Annotated in this window: 17 protein-coding genes; 9 read left to right on the top strand and 8 right to left on the bottom strand. The window is 64.1% G+C overall.

Annotation, left to right across the window (positions count from 1 at the left end):
- Positions 1 to 96: 96 nt before the first annotated feature.
- Complete coding sequence (gene zapE, locus NKL04_RS26130; RefSeq protein WP_023831869.1) at positions 97 to 1,281, bottom strand: cell division protein ZapE; 1,185 nt, start codon at positions 1,279 to 1,281, stop codon at positions 97 to 99.
- A gap of 30 nt (positions 1,282 to 1,311) precedes the next feature.
- Positions 1,312 to 1,851, bottom strand: a complete 540-nt coding sequence (locus tag NKL04_RS26125) for a protease inhibitor Inh/omp19 family protein (RefSeq protein WP_023687689.1) — start codon at positions 1,849 to 1,851, stop codon at positions 1,312 to 1,314.
- A 376-nt stretch (positions 1,852 to 2,227) separates the two neighbouring features.
- Here NKL04_RS26125 and NKL04_RS26120 point away from each other — a divergent pair, with 376 nt between their 5' ends.
- The 8 genes from NKL04_RS26120 to NKL04_RS26085 all read left to right on the top strand — a co-directional run bounded on the left by NKL04_RS26120 (position 2,228) and on the right by NKL04_RS26085 (position 9,405).
- Positions 2,228 to 2,851 carry a hypothetical protein gene (locus tag NKL04_RS26120; RefSeq protein ID WP_245271470.1) on the top strand — a complete coding sequence of 208 codons (624 nt, stop codon included), beginning with the start codon at positions 2,228 to 2,230 and terminating at the stop codon, positions 2,849 to 2,851.
- Positions 2,852 to 2,945: 94 nt separating this feature from the next.
- On the top strand, positions 2,946 to 3,107 hold the full coding sequence (locus NKL04_RS26115) for a DUF1328 family protein (RefSeq protein ID WP_023683859.1): 162 nt from the start codon (positions 2,946 to 2,948) through the stop codon (positions 3,105 to 3,107).
- 73 nt (positions 3,108 to 3,180) lie between these two features.
- Positions 3,181 to 4,065: a diaminopimelate epimerase gene (gene dapF / locus NKL04_RS26110; protein ID WP_023687687.1), complete on the top strand. Its 885-nt coding sequence runs from the start codon at positions 3,181 to 3,183 to the stop codon at positions 4,063 to 4,065.
- Positions 4,065 to 5,384, top strand: coding sequence for a tRNA (N(6)-L-threonylcarbamoyladenosine(37)-C(2))-methylthiotransferase MtaB (gene mtaB / locus NKL04_RS26105; RefSeq protein ID WP_023702610.1), 1,320 nt, complete (start codon positions 4,065 to 4,067; stop codon positions 5,382 to 5,384). The genes dapF and mtaB overlap by 1 nt, the downstream gene beginning before the upstream one ends.
- Positions 5,385 to 6,207: 823 nt before the next feature.
- The gene (ftsY, locus tag NKL04_RS32195; protein ID WP_502903361.1) at positions 6,208 to 7,377 is read left to right on the top strand and encodes a signal recognition particle-docking protein FtsY; all 1,170 of its coding nucleotides are present in this window, start codon (positions 6,208 to 6,210) and stop codon (positions 7,375 to 7,377) included.
- Positions 7,378 to 7,438: 61 nt separating this feature from the next.
- Positions 7,439 to 8,110, top strand: a complete 672-nt coding sequence (locus tag NKL04_RS26095; protein ID WP_023715760.1) for a septation protein A — start codon at positions 7,439 to 7,441, stop codon at positions 8,108 to 8,110.
- 67 nt (positions 8,111 to 8,177) lie between these two features.
- Entirely contained in the window at positions 8,178 to 8,798 is a 621-nt protein-coding gene (locus tag NKL04_RS26090) for a pyridoxamine 5'-phosphate oxidase family protein (RefSeq protein WP_023702608.1), read from the top strand.
- A 58-nt stretch (positions 8,799 to 8,856) separates the two neighbouring features.
- Positions 8,857 to 9,405, top strand: a complete 549-nt coding sequence (locus tag NKL04_RS26085; RefSeq protein ID WP_023702607.1) for an NADPH-dependent FMN reductase — start codon at positions 8,857 to 8,859, stop codon at positions 9,403 to 9,405.
- Positions 9,406 to 9,488: 83 nt separating this feature from the next.
- Here NKL04_RS26085 and NKL04_RS26080 read toward each other — a convergent pair whose 3' ends face one another.
- Entirely contained in the window at positions 9,489 to 9,695 is a 207-nt protein-coding gene (locus NKL04_RS26080) for a tautomerase family protein (RefSeq protein ID WP_023683852.1), read from the bottom strand.
- A gap of 162 nt (positions 9,696 to 9,857) precedes the next feature.
- Entirely contained in the window at positions 9,858 to 10,778 is a 921-nt protein-coding gene (locus tag NKL04_RS26075; protein WP_023671738.1) for an SMP-30/gluconolactonase/LRE family protein, read from the bottom strand.
- A 286-nt stretch (positions 10,779 to 11,064) separates the two neighbouring features.
- Here NKL04_RS26075 and NKL04_RS26070 point away from each other — a divergent pair, with 286 nt between their 5' ends.
- On the top strand, positions 11,065 to 11,232 hold the full coding sequence (locus NKL04_RS26070) for a hypothetical protein (RefSeq protein WP_023671737.1): 168 nt from the start codon (positions 11,065 to 11,067) through the stop codon (positions 11,230 to 11,232).
- Positions 11,233 to 11,417: 185 nt separating this feature from the next.
- Here NKL04_RS26070 and NKL04_RS26065 read toward each other — a convergent pair whose 3' ends face one another.
- The 4 genes from NKL04_RS26065 to ccmA form a co-directional block, all read right to left on the bottom strand.
- Positions 11,418 to 11,999, bottom strand: coding sequence for a DsbE family thiol:disulfide interchange protein (locus NKL04_RS26065; RefSeq protein WP_023671736.1), 582 nt, complete (start codon positions 11,997 to 11,999; stop codon positions 11,418 to 11,420).
- Positions 11,996 to 12,187 (bottom strand): heme exporter protein CcmD, encoded by a 192-nt coding sequence (ccmD, locus tag NKL04_RS26060; RefSeq protein ID WP_023671735.1) that lies wholly within the window; start codon positions 12,185 to 12,187, stop codon positions 11,996 to 11,998. The genes NKL04_RS26065 and ccmD overlap by 4 nt, the downstream gene beginning before the upstream one ends.
- A gap of 122 nt (positions 12,188 to 12,309) precedes the next feature.
- Positions 12,310 to 12,975 carry a heme exporter protein CcmB gene (gene ccmB, locus NKL04_RS26055; protein ID WP_023698868.1) on the bottom strand — a complete coding sequence of 222 codons (666 nt, stop codon included), beginning with the start codon at positions 12,973 to 12,975 and terminating at the stop codon, positions 12,310 to 12,312.
- 226 nt (positions 12,976 to 13,201) lie between these two features.
- Positions 13,202 to 13,807, bottom strand: coding sequence for a heme ABC exporter ATP-binding protein CcmA (ccmA, locus tag NKL04_RS26050; protein WP_023671732.1), 606 nt, complete (start codon positions 13,805 to 13,807; stop codon positions 13,202 to 13,204).
- Positions 13,808 to 14,089 lie beyond the last annotated feature (282 nt).

Raw genomic sequence — 14,089 nt, 5'->3', positions numbered from 1 at the left:
GAGCGCCGAAACCGCCAATCTCCCCCGTGTGGGGGAGATGTCCGGCAGGACAGAGGGGGGCGCGAAGGATCACTACATAATGACCTCTTCGAACCCTCAGACCTGCACTTCCGCCTTCGCCTTTTGCCGTTCCGCCCAGTCCTCCAGCCAATCCCGGCTCTGCATTTCGATCAGCCGCGAGGCCGTGCGCTCGAATTCGAACACCTCGTTGCCGCGCCTGGCCGTATAGAGCTCAGGGGGCGAGGCATCGGCGCTTACCACCAGCCGCGTGTGATGATCGTAGAGCGTGTCTATCAGGAGGATGAAGCGCTTGGCCTCGTTGCGCTTGCCTTCGCCCAGCACCGGCACGTGATCGATGAAGACGGTCGAGAAGCGGCCGGCAATCGCCAGGAAATCGCGCGCGCCGAGCGGCTTTTCGCAGAGATCGGCGAAGGAAAACCGCGCCGCATTGCCGGAAGCAGCCGGTATTCTCACCTGCCGCCCCTTGAGCGTCAGCGCGGTCTCGGCCGTTGCCGCCCCGTGCGTCATCGCCTGCCAGGCTTCGTCGAGCATACGATCGGCTTCGGCATCCCCCGGCGTGACATAGACAGGCGTGCGGGCGAGCTTTTCCAGCCGGTAGTCCTTGTCGGCATCGAGCGTCAGCACATGGGCGTGGCGCTCGAGAATGCTGATGAAGGGCAGGAAGAGTTGGCGGTTCAGCCCGTCGCGATAAAGGTCTTGCGGCGCGACATTCGAGGTGGCGACCAGAACCACGCCATTGGCGAACAGCGCCGAAAACAGCCGCGACAGGACCATCGCATCGGCAATGTCGGTGACCGAAAACTCATCGAAGCACAGCACCCAGGCCTGTTCGGCAAGCTGAAGCGCGACCGGCGGGATCGGGTCGTCCTCCTTGACGTCGCCGTTCTTGCGCGCCTGCCGGTGCTTCTGGATGCGGTCCTGCACATCGGCCATGAAGTCGTTGAAATGAACGCGGCGCTTGCGCCTGACCGGCAACAGCTCGAAGAACATATCCATCAGCATGGTCTTGCCCCGACCGACGCCGCCATGAATGTAGAGGCCCTTGACGACCTCGCGCGTCTCGCGCTTGCGGGCAAACAGCCAGCCGAGCGCGCTCGACTTGTGCGCCAGCCGCTTGACCGAGATCTCGTCGGTCAGCCGGTCGAGCGCGGCGGCGATGCGCTCCTGCGCCGCATCGCGCTCGATGGCGCCGGTTGCGACCAGATGGTCGTAGCGCTGCCTGACGGTCGCATGGGTCTGGAGGCCGTCACGCAGATGCATCGGTCACGTCGCTGTCTAGGGATAGGCAGCCTATCTTGTAAGCGATATCGGCAAGCCGTTGGTAGTCTGGCCGTCGAATTTCGAACCGCCCGAGGAATAGAGCCGCGCCAGCGTGCCGCCATTCTCGTCATAGAGCGTCAGCTGCTTGCCGGCGACGTTCCACGATTTGATGCCGTCGATGGGCGGCGGGCAATGCAGCGGCCCGGCGCGGAAGCCGGCGCCGAATTTGGTCTGCGGCGTCGCCACCTTGCAGCTCTGTCCGGACACGCTGGCGTTCCAGACGCCGGCAACGCTCGCAGCGGTAAGGTCGGAGGCTCCGGCCGGCGCCGATCCGTCCGGCGGCAGCGAGGCGACCTGCGCGCCTGCCGGCGCGGTCGGGAATTGCGATGGGTCGGTGGTGCCCGGCGCTGCCGGGGGCGGCAGTTGGCTTCCGCTCACCGTGCCGGCGGGCGCGGGCTGCAGCGGGGCGGGCTGCTGGTCATCCATCGATGAAAAACGCGAGGTCGAACAGCCGCTCGCAACGAGCGCTGCCAGCGATACGGCCATCAGCCCGCTTCTCGAAAAAATCATTCCAACCTCCGTCGGATCCGGCTGGGGGGAAGCCGTCCGCACAATCTCACCCCTCACCAAGATGGAGAAGGTGGCGAAATTTCAACCCGATATGGTTAAAATAGGGTTTGCACCACGAATTGTTGTAAATTTGTCGCAAAATGGCTGGCGGACAAAAGGCATGTCTTCGCTCTAGCGCGGTTCCAACCGGTACATTGGTTGCGAAAGCGGCACCGGAGCCCGCAGCAGGTCGGCGCATCGGCGATCGAGCGCAACTGCCGGCGCAAAACTGACTGAAGCGCTTGAGGCGCAAGGCCTGGCGCGTGAGCGGTTTCGCGCCTTGCGTCCGGGCGAGGTTTGGGACGTTCCCGAGATCGAGCGCGGCTGGAGTCTGCATTTGGCCGTTTACGACACTGCCATTTTAGCCGATGGTCTATCGCAACAGGGGGAACAGATGAAATCAATCTTGGCAGTTTTGATCGCGCTGGTAATTTCGACGCCGGCCGCTTTCGCGGGTGAAATCACCGATCGCGCCGCTGAAGCCGAAAAGGCACTGCAGGCGGGTGATGGCGCCGGCGCGCTGGACAAATTCCGCAGCGCCGAGGACGCTCTGTGGCAAGCGATGCCGCTTGGCGTGCAAAATGTGAAGCATATCATGTCGGCCAGCGGGTTCGGCGCCTACGCCGAGCGCCCGAACCATGTCTACAAGCCGGGCGAAGAGATTGTGCTTTATATGGAGCCGGTCGGTTACGGCTACGGCTCGGATGGGCTCGGCAACAACCAGATCGCGCTTTACGTTGACCTTACTGTGCTTTCCCAGTCGGGCGAGAAGCTGGGAACCGTCGAAAAGCTTGGCCGGGTCCAGCTCGCCTCGCGCTCGCATAACCGAGAGATGTTCTTCAAATTAAACGTCTCCCTGGATGGCGTTCCCCCCGGCAAATACCGAGCGGATTTCCTCATGCATGACGAGAACTCGCAAAAGACGGCGCCTTTCACGACCGACTTCGAGATTGCCGAATAGCGCGCCCAGTCGGAGAGAGCCTCGCGGCAAGAGGGAACCAGAGCGCGGCAGATGCGTTCTTAGGCCGCTGCAGTCAATTTGCGAGGCATTGTCCATGATCAAATGGATCATCATTCTTCTCATCGTTGCTGCCGCCGCCAGCCTGCTCGGCATGCCGGCGCTGGCCGGTGCCGCCGCCACCGGCGCGCGCGTGCTGATCGGCATCGTTCTCGTCATCTTCCTGCTGATCGTGCTAGGCGTTTTCGCGGTAACCTAGACGCAGCCCACACTGGTAATTCCCGCCCGTTTCCGCCATATAGCGGCGAAACGTACAGGAATTACCTCAGATCATGGCAGGCACTGCCCCCTTCGCCAAGATGAACGGCATCGGCAACGAAATCATCGTCGCCGACATGCGTGGCCGTGCCGATAGGGTCACGGCGGCGTCGGCTGTCGCGCTGAACGCCGATGCGGCGACCAGGTTCGACCAGATCATGGCGATCCACGATTCGCGCACGCCGGGCACCGCCTTTTACATCGACATTTTGAATTCCGACGGCTCGGGCGCGCAGGCCTGCGGCAACGGCATGCGCTGTGTCGTCCAGGCGCTGGCCGCCGAAACCGGCCAGAAGACTTTCACCTTCGAGACCCGCGCCGGCATCCTCAACGCCGTCGAACATGCCGACGGCACCATCTCGGTCGACATGGGCACTCCGCGCTTTGGCTGGCAGGACATTCCGCTGGCCGAGGAATTCCGCGACACCCGCATGATCGAGTTGCAGATCGGCCCCATCGACGCGCCGGTGCTGCATTCGCCTTCGGCTCTCTCGATGGGCAACCCTCACGCTATCTTCTGGGTCGACAACGATGTCTGGTCCTACGAACTCGAGCGTTTCGGCCCGCTGCTCGAAAACCATCCGATCTTCCCCGAGCGCGCCAACATCACCATCGCCCAGGTAACGTCGCCGGAGACGATGATCATCCGCACCTGGGAGCGCGGCGCCGGCCTGACCAGGGCTTGCGGCTCGGCCGCTTGCGCTTCCGTCGTCGCCGCTGCCCGCACCCGGCGCACCGGCCGCAGCGTTACGCTGATGACGCCCGGCGGCGGCTCGCTGCATGTGGAATGGCGCGACGACGACCACGTCATCCTGACCGGCGCTGCCGAATGGGAGTTTTCCGGCAATTTCGATCCGTCGACCGGCACCTGGGCCCGCGACACCGAAAGCGCGGCCTGATGTCTGCACTTGCCGATACCAAGGGCCCCAACTCCCAAGGCATAGACGTCGTCACCTTTGGCTGCCGTCTCAACACCTATGAATCCGAAGTGATGCGCCGCGAGGCCGAAAGCGCAGGTCTCGGCGCGCTCAAAGGCGGCGCCATTATCTTCAACACCTGCGCCGTCACCGCCGAAGCGGTGCGCCAGGCCAGGCAGTCGATCAGAAAGGCCCGCCGCGAAAATCCGGCGGCGCGCATCATCGTCACCGGCTGCGCCGCGCAAACCGAACCGCAGAATTTTGCCGCCATGGACGAGGTCGACCTCGTGCTTGGCAACGAAGAGAAGCTGAAGGCCAACTCCTACCGCGCGCTGCCGGATTTCGGCGCCAACGACAGCGAGAAGGCGCGCGTCAACGACATTTTCTCGGTGCGCGAGACCGCCGGCCACATGGTCGACGCCATTGAGGGCCGGGCACGTGCTTTCGTCCAGGTGCAGAACGGCTGCGACCATCGCTGCACCTTCTGCATCATCCCCTATGGCCGCGGCAACTCACGCTCGGTGCCGATGGGCGCGGTTGTCGAGCAGGTCAAGCGTCTCGCCGGCAACGGCTACGCCGAGATCGTGCTGACCGGCGTCGACATGACCTCTTTCGGCGCCGACCTGCCGGGCGCGCCGAAGCTGGGAAAGCTGGTGAAGACCATCCTGAAGCAGGTGCCTGATGTGAGGCGGCTGCGGCTGTCCTCCATCGATTCGATCGAGGCCGACGACGATCTGCTGGACGCCATCGCCACCGAGCCCAGGCTGATGCCGCATCTGCATCTGTCGCTGCAGTCGGGCGACGACATGATCTTGAAGCGCATGAAGCGCAGGCATTTGCGTGACCAGTCGATCCGCTTCTGCGAGGATGTGCGCAAGCTGCGCCCCGAAATCGTCTTCGGCGCCGACATCATCGCCGGCTTCCCGACCGAGACCGAGGAAATGTTTCAGAATTCGATAAAGATCGTCGAGGAATGTGGGCTGACGCACCTGCATGTCTTCCCGTTTTCGCCGCGCGAAGGCACGCCCGCCGCGCGCATGCCGCAGGTCCGCCGCGAATTGGTCAAGCAGCGCGCGGCCCGGCTGCGCGCCGTCGGCGAGGCCGCCTATCGCCGCCATTTGTCGTCGCTCCCGGGAACGCGCCAGTCGATCCTGGTCGAGCGCGACGGCCTCGGCCGCACCGAAGGGTTCACGCTTGCCGCGCTAGGCACAGGCGCGCCGGGCGAGATCGTCGAGGCAGACATCACCGGCCATGATGGCGCGCGCCTGATAGCCTCGCCCCTCACTGCCCGCGCCGCCTGAGACGATTGAAGCATGGCCGGTTTTTTCAAGAACATATTTTCGTTCGGCAAGAAGGAAGTCGTCGAGGAGCGCATCGACGAAACCGCTCCCCTGCCGCCGATCAAATGGGATGCGCTTGAGGCGCTGAAGCCGGCGGCCGAGCAGGTCGTTCCGGAGTTCTTGAAGCGCGAGGAGCCCGAGCCGCCGACGCCCCACCCTCCCCTCGATGGGGAGGGTCGCCACGAAGTGGCGGGGAGGGGTGAGAGCGCCGACGCCGGCGCCACTCACCCCCACCCCCAAGCTTCGCTTGGGACCTCCCCCATCGAGGGGGAGGTAAAGCCTGCGCCGCAGTCGGCGCCAGAAGAACCGAAGCCCAAACCCGCGCCGACCATCCCGCCCGCGCCGGAACCGGTCGTCCCATCCGAGCCGGAACCGTTGCCGGAGCCCGCGCCGGTAGAAGAACCGCAGCCTGAGCCGGAGATACCCGAGCCGCCTGCACCGGAAGAAGTTCCTGCGCCAGCCGTTCCGGAGCCGGCTCCCGAGCCGCAGCCCCAAGAAGTGCCGCCGGCGCCGGCCGAGCCGGAGATCGAACCATCGCGTCCGGAACCGCAGCTGGAGCCCGCTCCCGTCGAAGTGCCGACGCCTGCCGAGACTCCAGCAGAACCGGCCGCCCCGATCGAAGTGCCGCAACCGTCCGCGCCTCCCGCACAGCCTACCTCAGAGGTCAGCGCCGCCCCTCATCCGCCTGCCGGCACCTTCTCCCCGTATAGCCACGGGGAGAAGGACGAGGCGCCCCACCCTCCCCTCGATGGGGAGGGTCGACGCGAAGCGGCGGGGTGGGGTGATGGCGCCGACGCCAGCGCAAATCACCCCACCCCAAGCTTCGCTTGGGACCTCCCCCATCGAGGGGGAGGTAAAGCGCACGTCGGTTGAAGCTGTACCCGCGCCGGTCGAAGCCAAGACCATCGTTGCCGAGCTAGCGCCCGCGCCGGCCGCGCAACCTTCGCCACAGTCAAAACCAGCTCCCGGCAAAGTCACCGTCACCAAAAAGGTCGAGCAGAAAGCCGAGCCGCAAAAGGCGCCCGAACCGGCGCCGCGACGCTCCTGGTTCCAGCGCATGCGCGACGGGCTTGCCCGCTCCTCGAAAGAACTCACCGGCAACATCGCCGGCGTCTTCACCAAGCGCAAGCTCGACGAGGAGACGCTGCAGGATCTGGAGGACGTGCTGATCCGTGCCGATCTGGGCATGGAAACAGCCTTGCGCGTCACCGATGCCCTCGCTGCCAGCCGCTACGGCAAGGATGTCTCCGACGCGGATGTCCGCACCATCATGGCGGCCGAGGTGGAGAAGGTGCTGGCCCATGTCGCCATGCCGCTGGAGCTCGACCTGTCGCATAAGCCGCATGTCATTCTGGTGGTCGGCGTCAACGGCACCGGCAAGACCACGACCATCGGCAAGCTCGCCGCCAAACTGACCGATGGTGGCCTGTCGGTGATGCTGGCCGCCGGCGACACGTTTCGCGCTGCGGCCATCGAGCAGCTGAAGATCTGGGGCGAGAGGACGAAGTCGCCGGTCATCGCCTCGAAGATCGACGCGGATGCCGCCGGCCTCGCCTACGACGCTTTCGAACGCGCCAAGGAGGCCGGCTCCGACGTACTGATCATCGACACCGCCGGCCGGCTGCAAAACAAGACCGAACTGATGGCGGAGCTGGAAAAGATCGTGCGCGTGCTGGGCAAGCTCGATCCGGAAGCGCCGCATACCGTGCTGCAGACGGTCGACGCCACCACCGGCCAGAATGCGCTCAATCAGGTCGAGATCTTTCGCAATGTCGCCGGCGTCAACGGCCTGGTGATGACCAAGCTGGACGGCACGGCGCGCGGCGGTATTCTGGTCGCGATCGCGGCAAAGCACAAACTGCCGGTCTACTTCATCGGCGTCGGCGAACAGGTCGACGACCTCGAACCATTCTCGGCCGGCGAATTCGCCAGGGCGATCGCCGGCGTAGCGTAACAGGCAATGATCCCGAAGAGCTGACGGCTTTTTGGACAAGATCATGCGTCAGAAGGAAGTCATGAACCCACCCATCCTCGAACGCGACCCGTCCGACCCGCGAAAGAAGAAAGAAAGCGTCAATCCGCTGCTCAAGCTGGTGCTGGAACTCGGGCCGCTGATGGTGTTCTTCTTCGCCAATGCACGCGGCGCCTGGCTGGTGCAGAAATTTCCTGTCCTGGCCGAATTCGGCGGGCCGATCTTCGTCGCCACCGGCCTTTTCATGGCGGCGACGGCGATCGCGCTGATCGCCTCCTGGCTGCTGCTGCGCACCTTGCCGATCATGCCGATGGTCTCGGGCGTCGTCGTCTTCATCTTCGGCGCGCTGACGCTGTATCTGCAGGACGACGTGTTCATCAAGATGAAGCCGACCATCGTCAACACCCTGTTCGGCGGCGTGCTGCTCGGCGGTCTGTATTTCGGCCGATCGCTGCTCGGCTATGTCTTCGATTCGGCCTTTCGCCTCGATGCCGAAGGCTGGCGCAAGCTGACTTTCCGCTGGGGCCTGTTCTTCCTGTTCCTGGCTCTTGCCAATGAAGTGGTGTGGCGGAATTTTTCCACCGACTTCTGGGTTACCTTCAAGGTCTGGGGCATCATGCCGATCACCCTGTTGTTCACCTTCAGCCAGATGCCGCTGATCCTGCACCACTCGATCGAGGATAAGACCGAGAAGGTGGAAGAAGCCGGCAAGTAGAGCAATTCCAGGAAAAGTGTGAAGCGGTTTTCCGTCCGGAATTGCATCCGAATAAACGGAGACGGCCATGGAATTCGTTACCACGCGCAATGAACTGAGGGCGATCTACAAGACACCGCGGCCGACCGACGCATCGATGCGCAAGGAGCTCAAGGCGCTTGACGGCCACTGCCGCTCCTTCATCGGCAAGAGCCCTTTCGTGCTGATCGGTTCTTCCGACGGCGCCGGCAATGCCGACGTGACGCCTAAAGGCGACAGGCCCGGCTTCGCCCTTGTCCTTGACGACAAGGCCATCGCCATTCCCGACCGGCCCGGCAACAACCGGCTGGACACGCTGGAGAACATCCTGCTCAATCCTTCGGTCGGCCTGCTTTTCCTCATCCCTGGCATGAACGAGACGCTGCGCATCAATGGCGACGCCCGCATAACCGTCGATGCCGGTTTGCGCGAGCGCCTCACCGTCGACGGCAAGCAACCGCAAAGCGTCGTCGTGGTGAGCGTCAAGGCCGCTTACATGCACTGCGCCAAGGCCTTCATGCGCTCCGAATTGTGGAAGCCGGACAGCTGGCACGACCGCGCGACATTGCCGACGCTCGGTCAGATCCTGTCCGATCAGATGGCGCATGCCGAAACTGCCGACGATTTCGACCGCTCGCTGGACGAAGCCTACAGCAAGACCCTGTGGTAGATTTCGGGTACGATTCGCCATTGCGGTCCTTTGCCGGTTTCCCTAGCCCTGTTTCCCCGTGATCGAACTCCTCGCCATCTCCGGCAGCCTGCGCGCCGCCTCGACCAATTCGGCGCTGCTGGCGGCGCTGTCCGCGAACGCGCCTTCGGATTGCCGCGTAACTGTCTATGACGGGCTCGGCCTGCTGCCGATCTTCAACCCGGATGACGAAGGCGAGCGCACACCGGCCGAGGCCATGCGGCTGATCGAGGCCGTCACCAGCGCCGACGGCATCATCGTCTCCTGCCCCGAATATGCCCATGGCGTGCCCGGCGGCATGAAAAACGCGCTCGACTGGCTGGTCTCGCGCGACGCCGCCGTCGGCAAGCCCGCCATGCTGGCCCACGCCTCCGCGCGCTCGCTCTATGCCCGCGCCGCGCTGGCCGAGATCATGCGCACCATGTCGTTCGCGCTTTGTGAGAATGCGGTTCTGGAGATTGCCTTGCTCGGCAAGAAACCGCCGGAGCTAGAAGCGATCCTGGGAGAGGACGAGAACCTGCGGGCCATGCGCGAAGCGGTGCAGGTTTTCGCGAGTTTTATACGCGCAAACGTTGCCTCGTCATCCTAGGGCGGAGCAAGGAGCGAAGCGACGCGGCGCAGACCCTAGGATGACGAACGAAAGGGTGCGGCGCACCCCAACGTGCCGCAGTGCTACCCCTTCCGCAACGTCTCGACATCGGTCACACCGACATACCAGTCGCGCGCGTTGACCTCTTCGAACACCACCCAGACGTCGTCATTGCTAAGCCCGGTGGCGTCCATGATGGCCGCCGTGACCTTTTTGGCAATGTCGGCCTTCTTGCCAGCGGGATCAGCGGCGATCACTTCCTTGACGATGCGGATGTTGACGAATGGCATGATGTCCTCCCCTTGAATTGTGTCTGATAGCGCCGCGCCGCGGCTCCGAAATCCGCTCCGGCGAATCGCTTGTCGGTCGTTCCGGCGGCCGCCGCGCAACAGGCGCCGCGGACATGCGCAGAAACGCCATCAAGGGCCGCCAGAGAAGCGTTTCCAGCAGCCTCAATACGTCTTCGCCCCGTTCACCATCAGCCGCACCATGTAGAGCGACGTGGTGCCGGCGATGTAGAGGCAGTTCAGCTTGTTGCCGCCGAACACGCAATTGGCGGTCACTTCCGGCACCTTGACCTTGCCGATCAGCGTGCCGTCGGGATCGTAGCAATGGATGCCGTCGGCGGCACTGGTCCAGATGCGGCCGGCCTCGTCGAGCCGGAAGCCGTCGAATAGACCGGCCGTGCAGTCAGCGAACACCTTCCCGCCCGAGACCTTCTTGCCGTGCTTGCCGACGTTGAAGACCCGCATATGCGCGGGGTTCTGCGCGCCATGGGTGCGGCCGGTGTCGACGACATAGAGCTGGCTTTCATCCAGTGAAAAGGCAAGCCCGTTCGGCCGGACCATGTCGGTGATGACGGCCTCGACCTCGCCCGTATCCGGATCGACCCGGTAGACATTGCAAGCGCCGATCTCGCTTTCGGCCTTGTCGCCCTCATAGTCGGTGTCGATGCCGTAGCTCGGATCGGTGAACCAGATCGAGCCGTCGGATTTCACGACCGCGTCATTGGGCGAATTCAGCCGCTTGCCTTTCCATTCGGCCGCGATGGTGGTGACGGAACCGTCATGCTCGGTGCGGCTGACGCGGCGGCCGGAATGCTCGCACGTCACCAGTCGGCCCTGGCGGTCGACGGTGTTGCCGTTGGAATTGCCGGAGGGCTGACGGAAGACGCTGACATTGCCGTCGGTCTCGTCATAGCGCAGCATGCGGTTGTTGGGGATGTCGGACCAGACGACATAGCGGCCGGCGGCGAACCAGGCCGGCCCTTCCGCCCACTGACATCCGGTAAACAGCTTTTCCACCTGGGCGTTGCCGTTGAACAGCCGCGCGAAACGCGGATCCAGAATTTCGTAATAGTCTGCGGTCGCCATGCATTTCCTCCGGGCATCACGTGACGCGCGGATCAAGCCAGCCTGCGGGCGCGATGGCAAGGTGGCGCAGGCGCAATTTGTAAGACAAAAGGTGCCCGGCCGGCATGGCCCGCCAGCCTGTCCGGCCGTTTATGGTGCTGGAGCGCTGTATTAACCCGCTATGCGCCCTGTGCAATGGTGCATTGCAACATCTTCTTTTTGCATCGCACCATTCCTATGTCATGGTGCGAACGACCAAGGGAGGAACAAATTCACCGCTGATATGCGGCACGAAAGGACCCTTGCTATGGCTTTTGACAACCTCTTCTCCCGCGCGCGCACCTCGATGGCCAAGCGCCGCCACTATAACCGCCTCGTCGCGGAAATCGAAAACCTGACGAGCCGCGATCTGGCCGACCTGCGCGCCGACCGCTCGGAAATGCTCTACCAGGTCCACAGGCAGATCTACGGCTGAGCATTTCAGACCTCAGCGGGGCACCGCCCCCTCACCCGGATTGCCAAACCGAATTGCATGAGCAATTCGGGCAATCCGACCTCTCCCCCCGGGGAGAGGAGCTAGCCTGTGCCGATGCTTCCCTCTTCTCCCCCACGGGGAGGAGGGGGCGCGTAGCGGCCTGATGAGGGGGCATGGCGCCAACGTCAGCTCGGTGCCGCGAGCGCCTTTTCAATCTGCGGCAACAGAACATCCCTCGCCGACTCCCCTGTCAGCGGCCCGACATGCTTGTAGGCAATCTTGCCGTCCTTGCCGATGACGAAGGTTTCCGGCACGCCGTAGACGCCCCAGTCGATGGCCGTGCGGCCGGCCTCGTCGACACCTATCGCCTGGAACGGATTGCCGAGATCACCAAGGAACCGGCGCGCGTTTTGCGCTTGGTCCTTGTAGTTTAGCGCGGCCATGACGAAGCGCTTGTCCTGCGACAGCTGCAAGAGCACCGGATGCTCTTCCCGGCACGGCGCGCACCACGATGCAAAGACGTTGACCAGCGTTACCTTGCCGGCGAAGGCTTTCGAATCCAGCCCGGGCAGGTTTGACCCTTCCAGCGCCGGCAGGTTGGTCTGCGGCGCCGGCAGGCCGATCAGCGCCGACGGCACTGCCGCCTCATCGCGTCCCGACAAAAGCTGCGACAGGAACAATCCGGCGAGGCCGAGAAAAACCAGCAGCGGCAACAGCACGATCAGGCGGCGGCGCGGCGACGCCGTCGTTTCGCTTTCCGTGCTCATGGCTTGCTGGCCCCAGTGCTGGCCCCAGTACCGGCTTTGTCCGAGCGACGCCGCACGCCGGCCGCTTCGAGGTCTGCCAGTTCGCGCTTGCGGGTCCGCTGGTCGAGCAGGATCCAGCCGATCAGCCCGGCCAGCACGATCACCGTGATGCCATAGGCGGCCGCGACATAGAGTGCGTGTGCACTCATGCGCTTCGCTCCCCTTCCACCGTCACTTCGTCGTGCTCGATCATGGCCTTCCCATGGCTTTGCGGCTTTCTTAGCTTTGCGGCTGGGGCTTCGCAATTGATCGTCGCGCCGCAGCGGTCATATCAATCCGTTCCATGCCGCAGCGCCAGTGCTGCCGCCACCGGACCCAGCACGGCAAGAAACAGCGTCAGCGCGGCAAGAATGAGGAAGGGCTGCAGGAACGGATCAGGGTCGGCCACCGCGCCGTAGCTCGCCGACACCCCGAAGATCAGCACCGGGATGGTCAGCGGCAGCACCAGCACCGAGATCAGCAGACCGCCACGCGGCAGCGCCACCGCCACCGCCGCCCCGACCGCGCCGATGAAAGTGATCGCCGGCGTGCCGACCAGCAGCGTGAGCGCGGTGGCGCCGATGCTGAGCGGCTCCATGTTCATGAACAGGCTCAGCAGAGGTGCCGCAACCACCAGCGGCAGAACGCTGCCCGCCCAATGCGCCAGGCACTTCACCAGCACCGTCAACGCCAGCATGTGGCGGTCATTGCCCAGCACCAGAAGATCGAGCGACCCGTCTTCGCGATCGGCCTGAAACAGCCGGTCGAGGCCGAGCAGGCAGGCGAGCAGAGCGCCGATCCAAAGGATCGCCGGACCGATGCGGGCGAGCAGCTTCAGGTCCGGTCCGACACCGAAGGGGATGGTGGCGATGACGGCGAGGAAGAAGATGACGCTGGTGAGCGCTCCGCCGCCGGCCCGGATGGAGAGGCGGATGTCGCGCAGGAAGAGGGCTAGCATTGCCAAGCCGCGCCTGCCGTTTGATCGCCATCTTGCCGAAGGTGGCGTTCCTTCACACCCCCTCTGTCCTCCCGGACATCTCCCCCGCAAGGGGGGAGATTGGCAGCTCCGTTGCTGACGCCTCTTTTCAATGCCGGTGATTGGCGAAAGCCGGCATGACATCTGATCTCCCCCCCTGCGGGGGAGATGCCCGGCAGGGCAGAGGGGGTGGGCGGGAATGCCGACATCACCCTGTTGCTCCCATCCTCAATTCCTTCGCCCCATCCAATCCCAGCGGCAAGTGCGTCGCCGCGACAATAATCCCGCCCTCCGCGCAATGCCTCGTCATCAGCCCCGCAAACCGCGCCTCCGAAGCCTTGTCCAGCCCAGCCGTCGGCTCATCCAGCAGCCACAGCGGCTTATGACTGACCAGCAATTTCGCAATCGCCGCGCGCCGCCTTTGCCCGGTCGACAGATAGCCGAAAGGCAGATGGCCGATGCCGCCGAGACCAACCGTCTCCAGCGCCTCTCCGACACCCAACTGCCCATCGCCGTTGAAATCGCGCCAGAAGCGCAGATCCTCCGCCACGCTGAGCGCCGTCTTCATTGCATTGAGGTGGCCGAGATAGTGGACCGCCGAAGCGATCGTCGGAAACCTCTCGCCGCCCTCGATGCGCACATCGCCTTGCGCCTTCGGCAGCAGCCCGGCGATGACCCTGAGCAGCGTCGATTTGCCCGAGCCGTTCGGCCCGGTGACGACCAGCACCTGGCCCTTGTCGAGCGCAAAACCGATGCCGGAAAAGACCGTCTCGCCGCCGCGTTCGCCGCCCAGATTTTCGGCAATCAGCCGCATGCCTGCCCGTCCCGAAAACTTTACCGCGCGATAGCTGCCGCATCGCACAAATTTGCTCCGCAACTGTCTAGAACTATTCCAGAAAATTCTCTATATGCGGGACATCCGTGCCAGCGGTCGGCACGGGAACAGAATTTGCGCCGAACCAGCGCACGCGCCGCCTTGAACGGCTCGGGTTGGCTGGGAACGGACAGCGGAAATGGCCGTACCCGCACCTTTGCGCGTGATTGCATGCCCATCGGCGTCCGTTCCCTTTCAGGCTGAACAGACAAGGACGGACCG

Source organism: Mesorhizobium sp. C264A, from assembly GCF_040324515.1.
In the GTDB taxonomy this organism is placed as follows: Bacteria; Pseudomonadota; Alphaproteobacteria; order Rhizobiales; family Rhizobiaceae; genus Mesorhizobium.
The sequence above is the reverse complement of the archived record's forward strand: the minus strand, read 5'-3'. Positions and strand labels throughout refer to the sequence as shown.

Bases quoted from the DNA above. Each gene is read 5' to 3' on its own strand.
- zapE (WP_023831869.1), bottom strand. From the start codon at position 1,281: ATGCATCTGCGTGACGGCCTCCAGACCCATGCGACCGTCAGGCAGCGC.
- NKL04_RS26125 (WP_023687689.1), bottom strand. From the start codon at position 1,851: ATGATTTTTTCGAGAAGCGGGCTGATGGCCGTATCGCTGGCAGCGCTC.
- NKL04_RS26115 (WP_023683859.1), top strand. From the start codon at position 2,946: ATGATCAAATGGATCATCATTCTTCTCATCGTTGCTGCCGCCGCCAGC.
- dapF (WP_023687687.1), top strand. From the start codon at position 3,181: ATGGCAGGCACTGCCCCCTTCGCCAAGATGAACGGCATCGGCAACGAA.
- mtaB (WP_023702610.1), top strand. From the start codon at position 4,065: ATGTCTGCACTTGCCGATACCAAGGGCCCCAACTCCCAAGGCATAGAC.
- ftsY (WP_502903361.1), top strand. From the start codon at position 6,208: ATGGCGCCGACGCCAGCGCAAATCACCCCACCCCAAGCTTCGCTTGGG.
- NKL04_RS26095 (WP_023715760.1), top strand. From the start codon at position 7,439: ATGAACCCACCCATCCTCGAACGCGACCCGTCCGACCCGCGAAAGAAG.
- NKL04_RS26090 (WP_023702608.1), top strand. From the start codon at position 8,178: ATGGAATTCGTTACCACGCGCAATGAACTGAGGGCGATCTACAAGACA.
- NKL04_RS26080 (WP_023683852.1), bottom strand. From the start codon at position 9,695: ATGCCATTCGTCAACATCCGCATCGTCAAGGAAGTGATCGCCGCTGAT.
- NKL04_RS26075 (WP_023671738.1), bottom strand. From the start codon at position 10,778: ATGGCGACCGCAGACTATTACGAAATTCTGGATCCGCGTTTCGCGCGG.
- NKL04_RS26070 (WP_023671737.1), top strand. From the start codon at position 11,065: ATGGCTTTTGACAACCTCTTCTCCCGCGCGCGCACCTCGATGGCCAAG.
- NKL04_RS26065 (WP_023671736.1), bottom strand. From the start codon at position 11,999: ATGAGCACGGAAAGCGAAACGACGGCGTCGCCGCGCCGCCGCCTGATC.
- ccmD (WP_023671735.1), bottom strand. From the start codon at position 12,187: ATGAGTGCACACGCACTCTATGTCGCGGCCGCCTATGGCATCACGGTG.
- ccmB (WP_023698868.1), bottom strand. From the start codon at position 12,975: ATGCTAGCCCTCTTCCTGCGCGACATCCGCCTCTCCATCCGGGCCGGC.
- ccmA (WP_023671732.1), bottom strand. From the start codon at position 13,807: ATGCGGCTGATTGCCGAAAATCTGGGCGGCGAACGCGGCGGCGAGACG.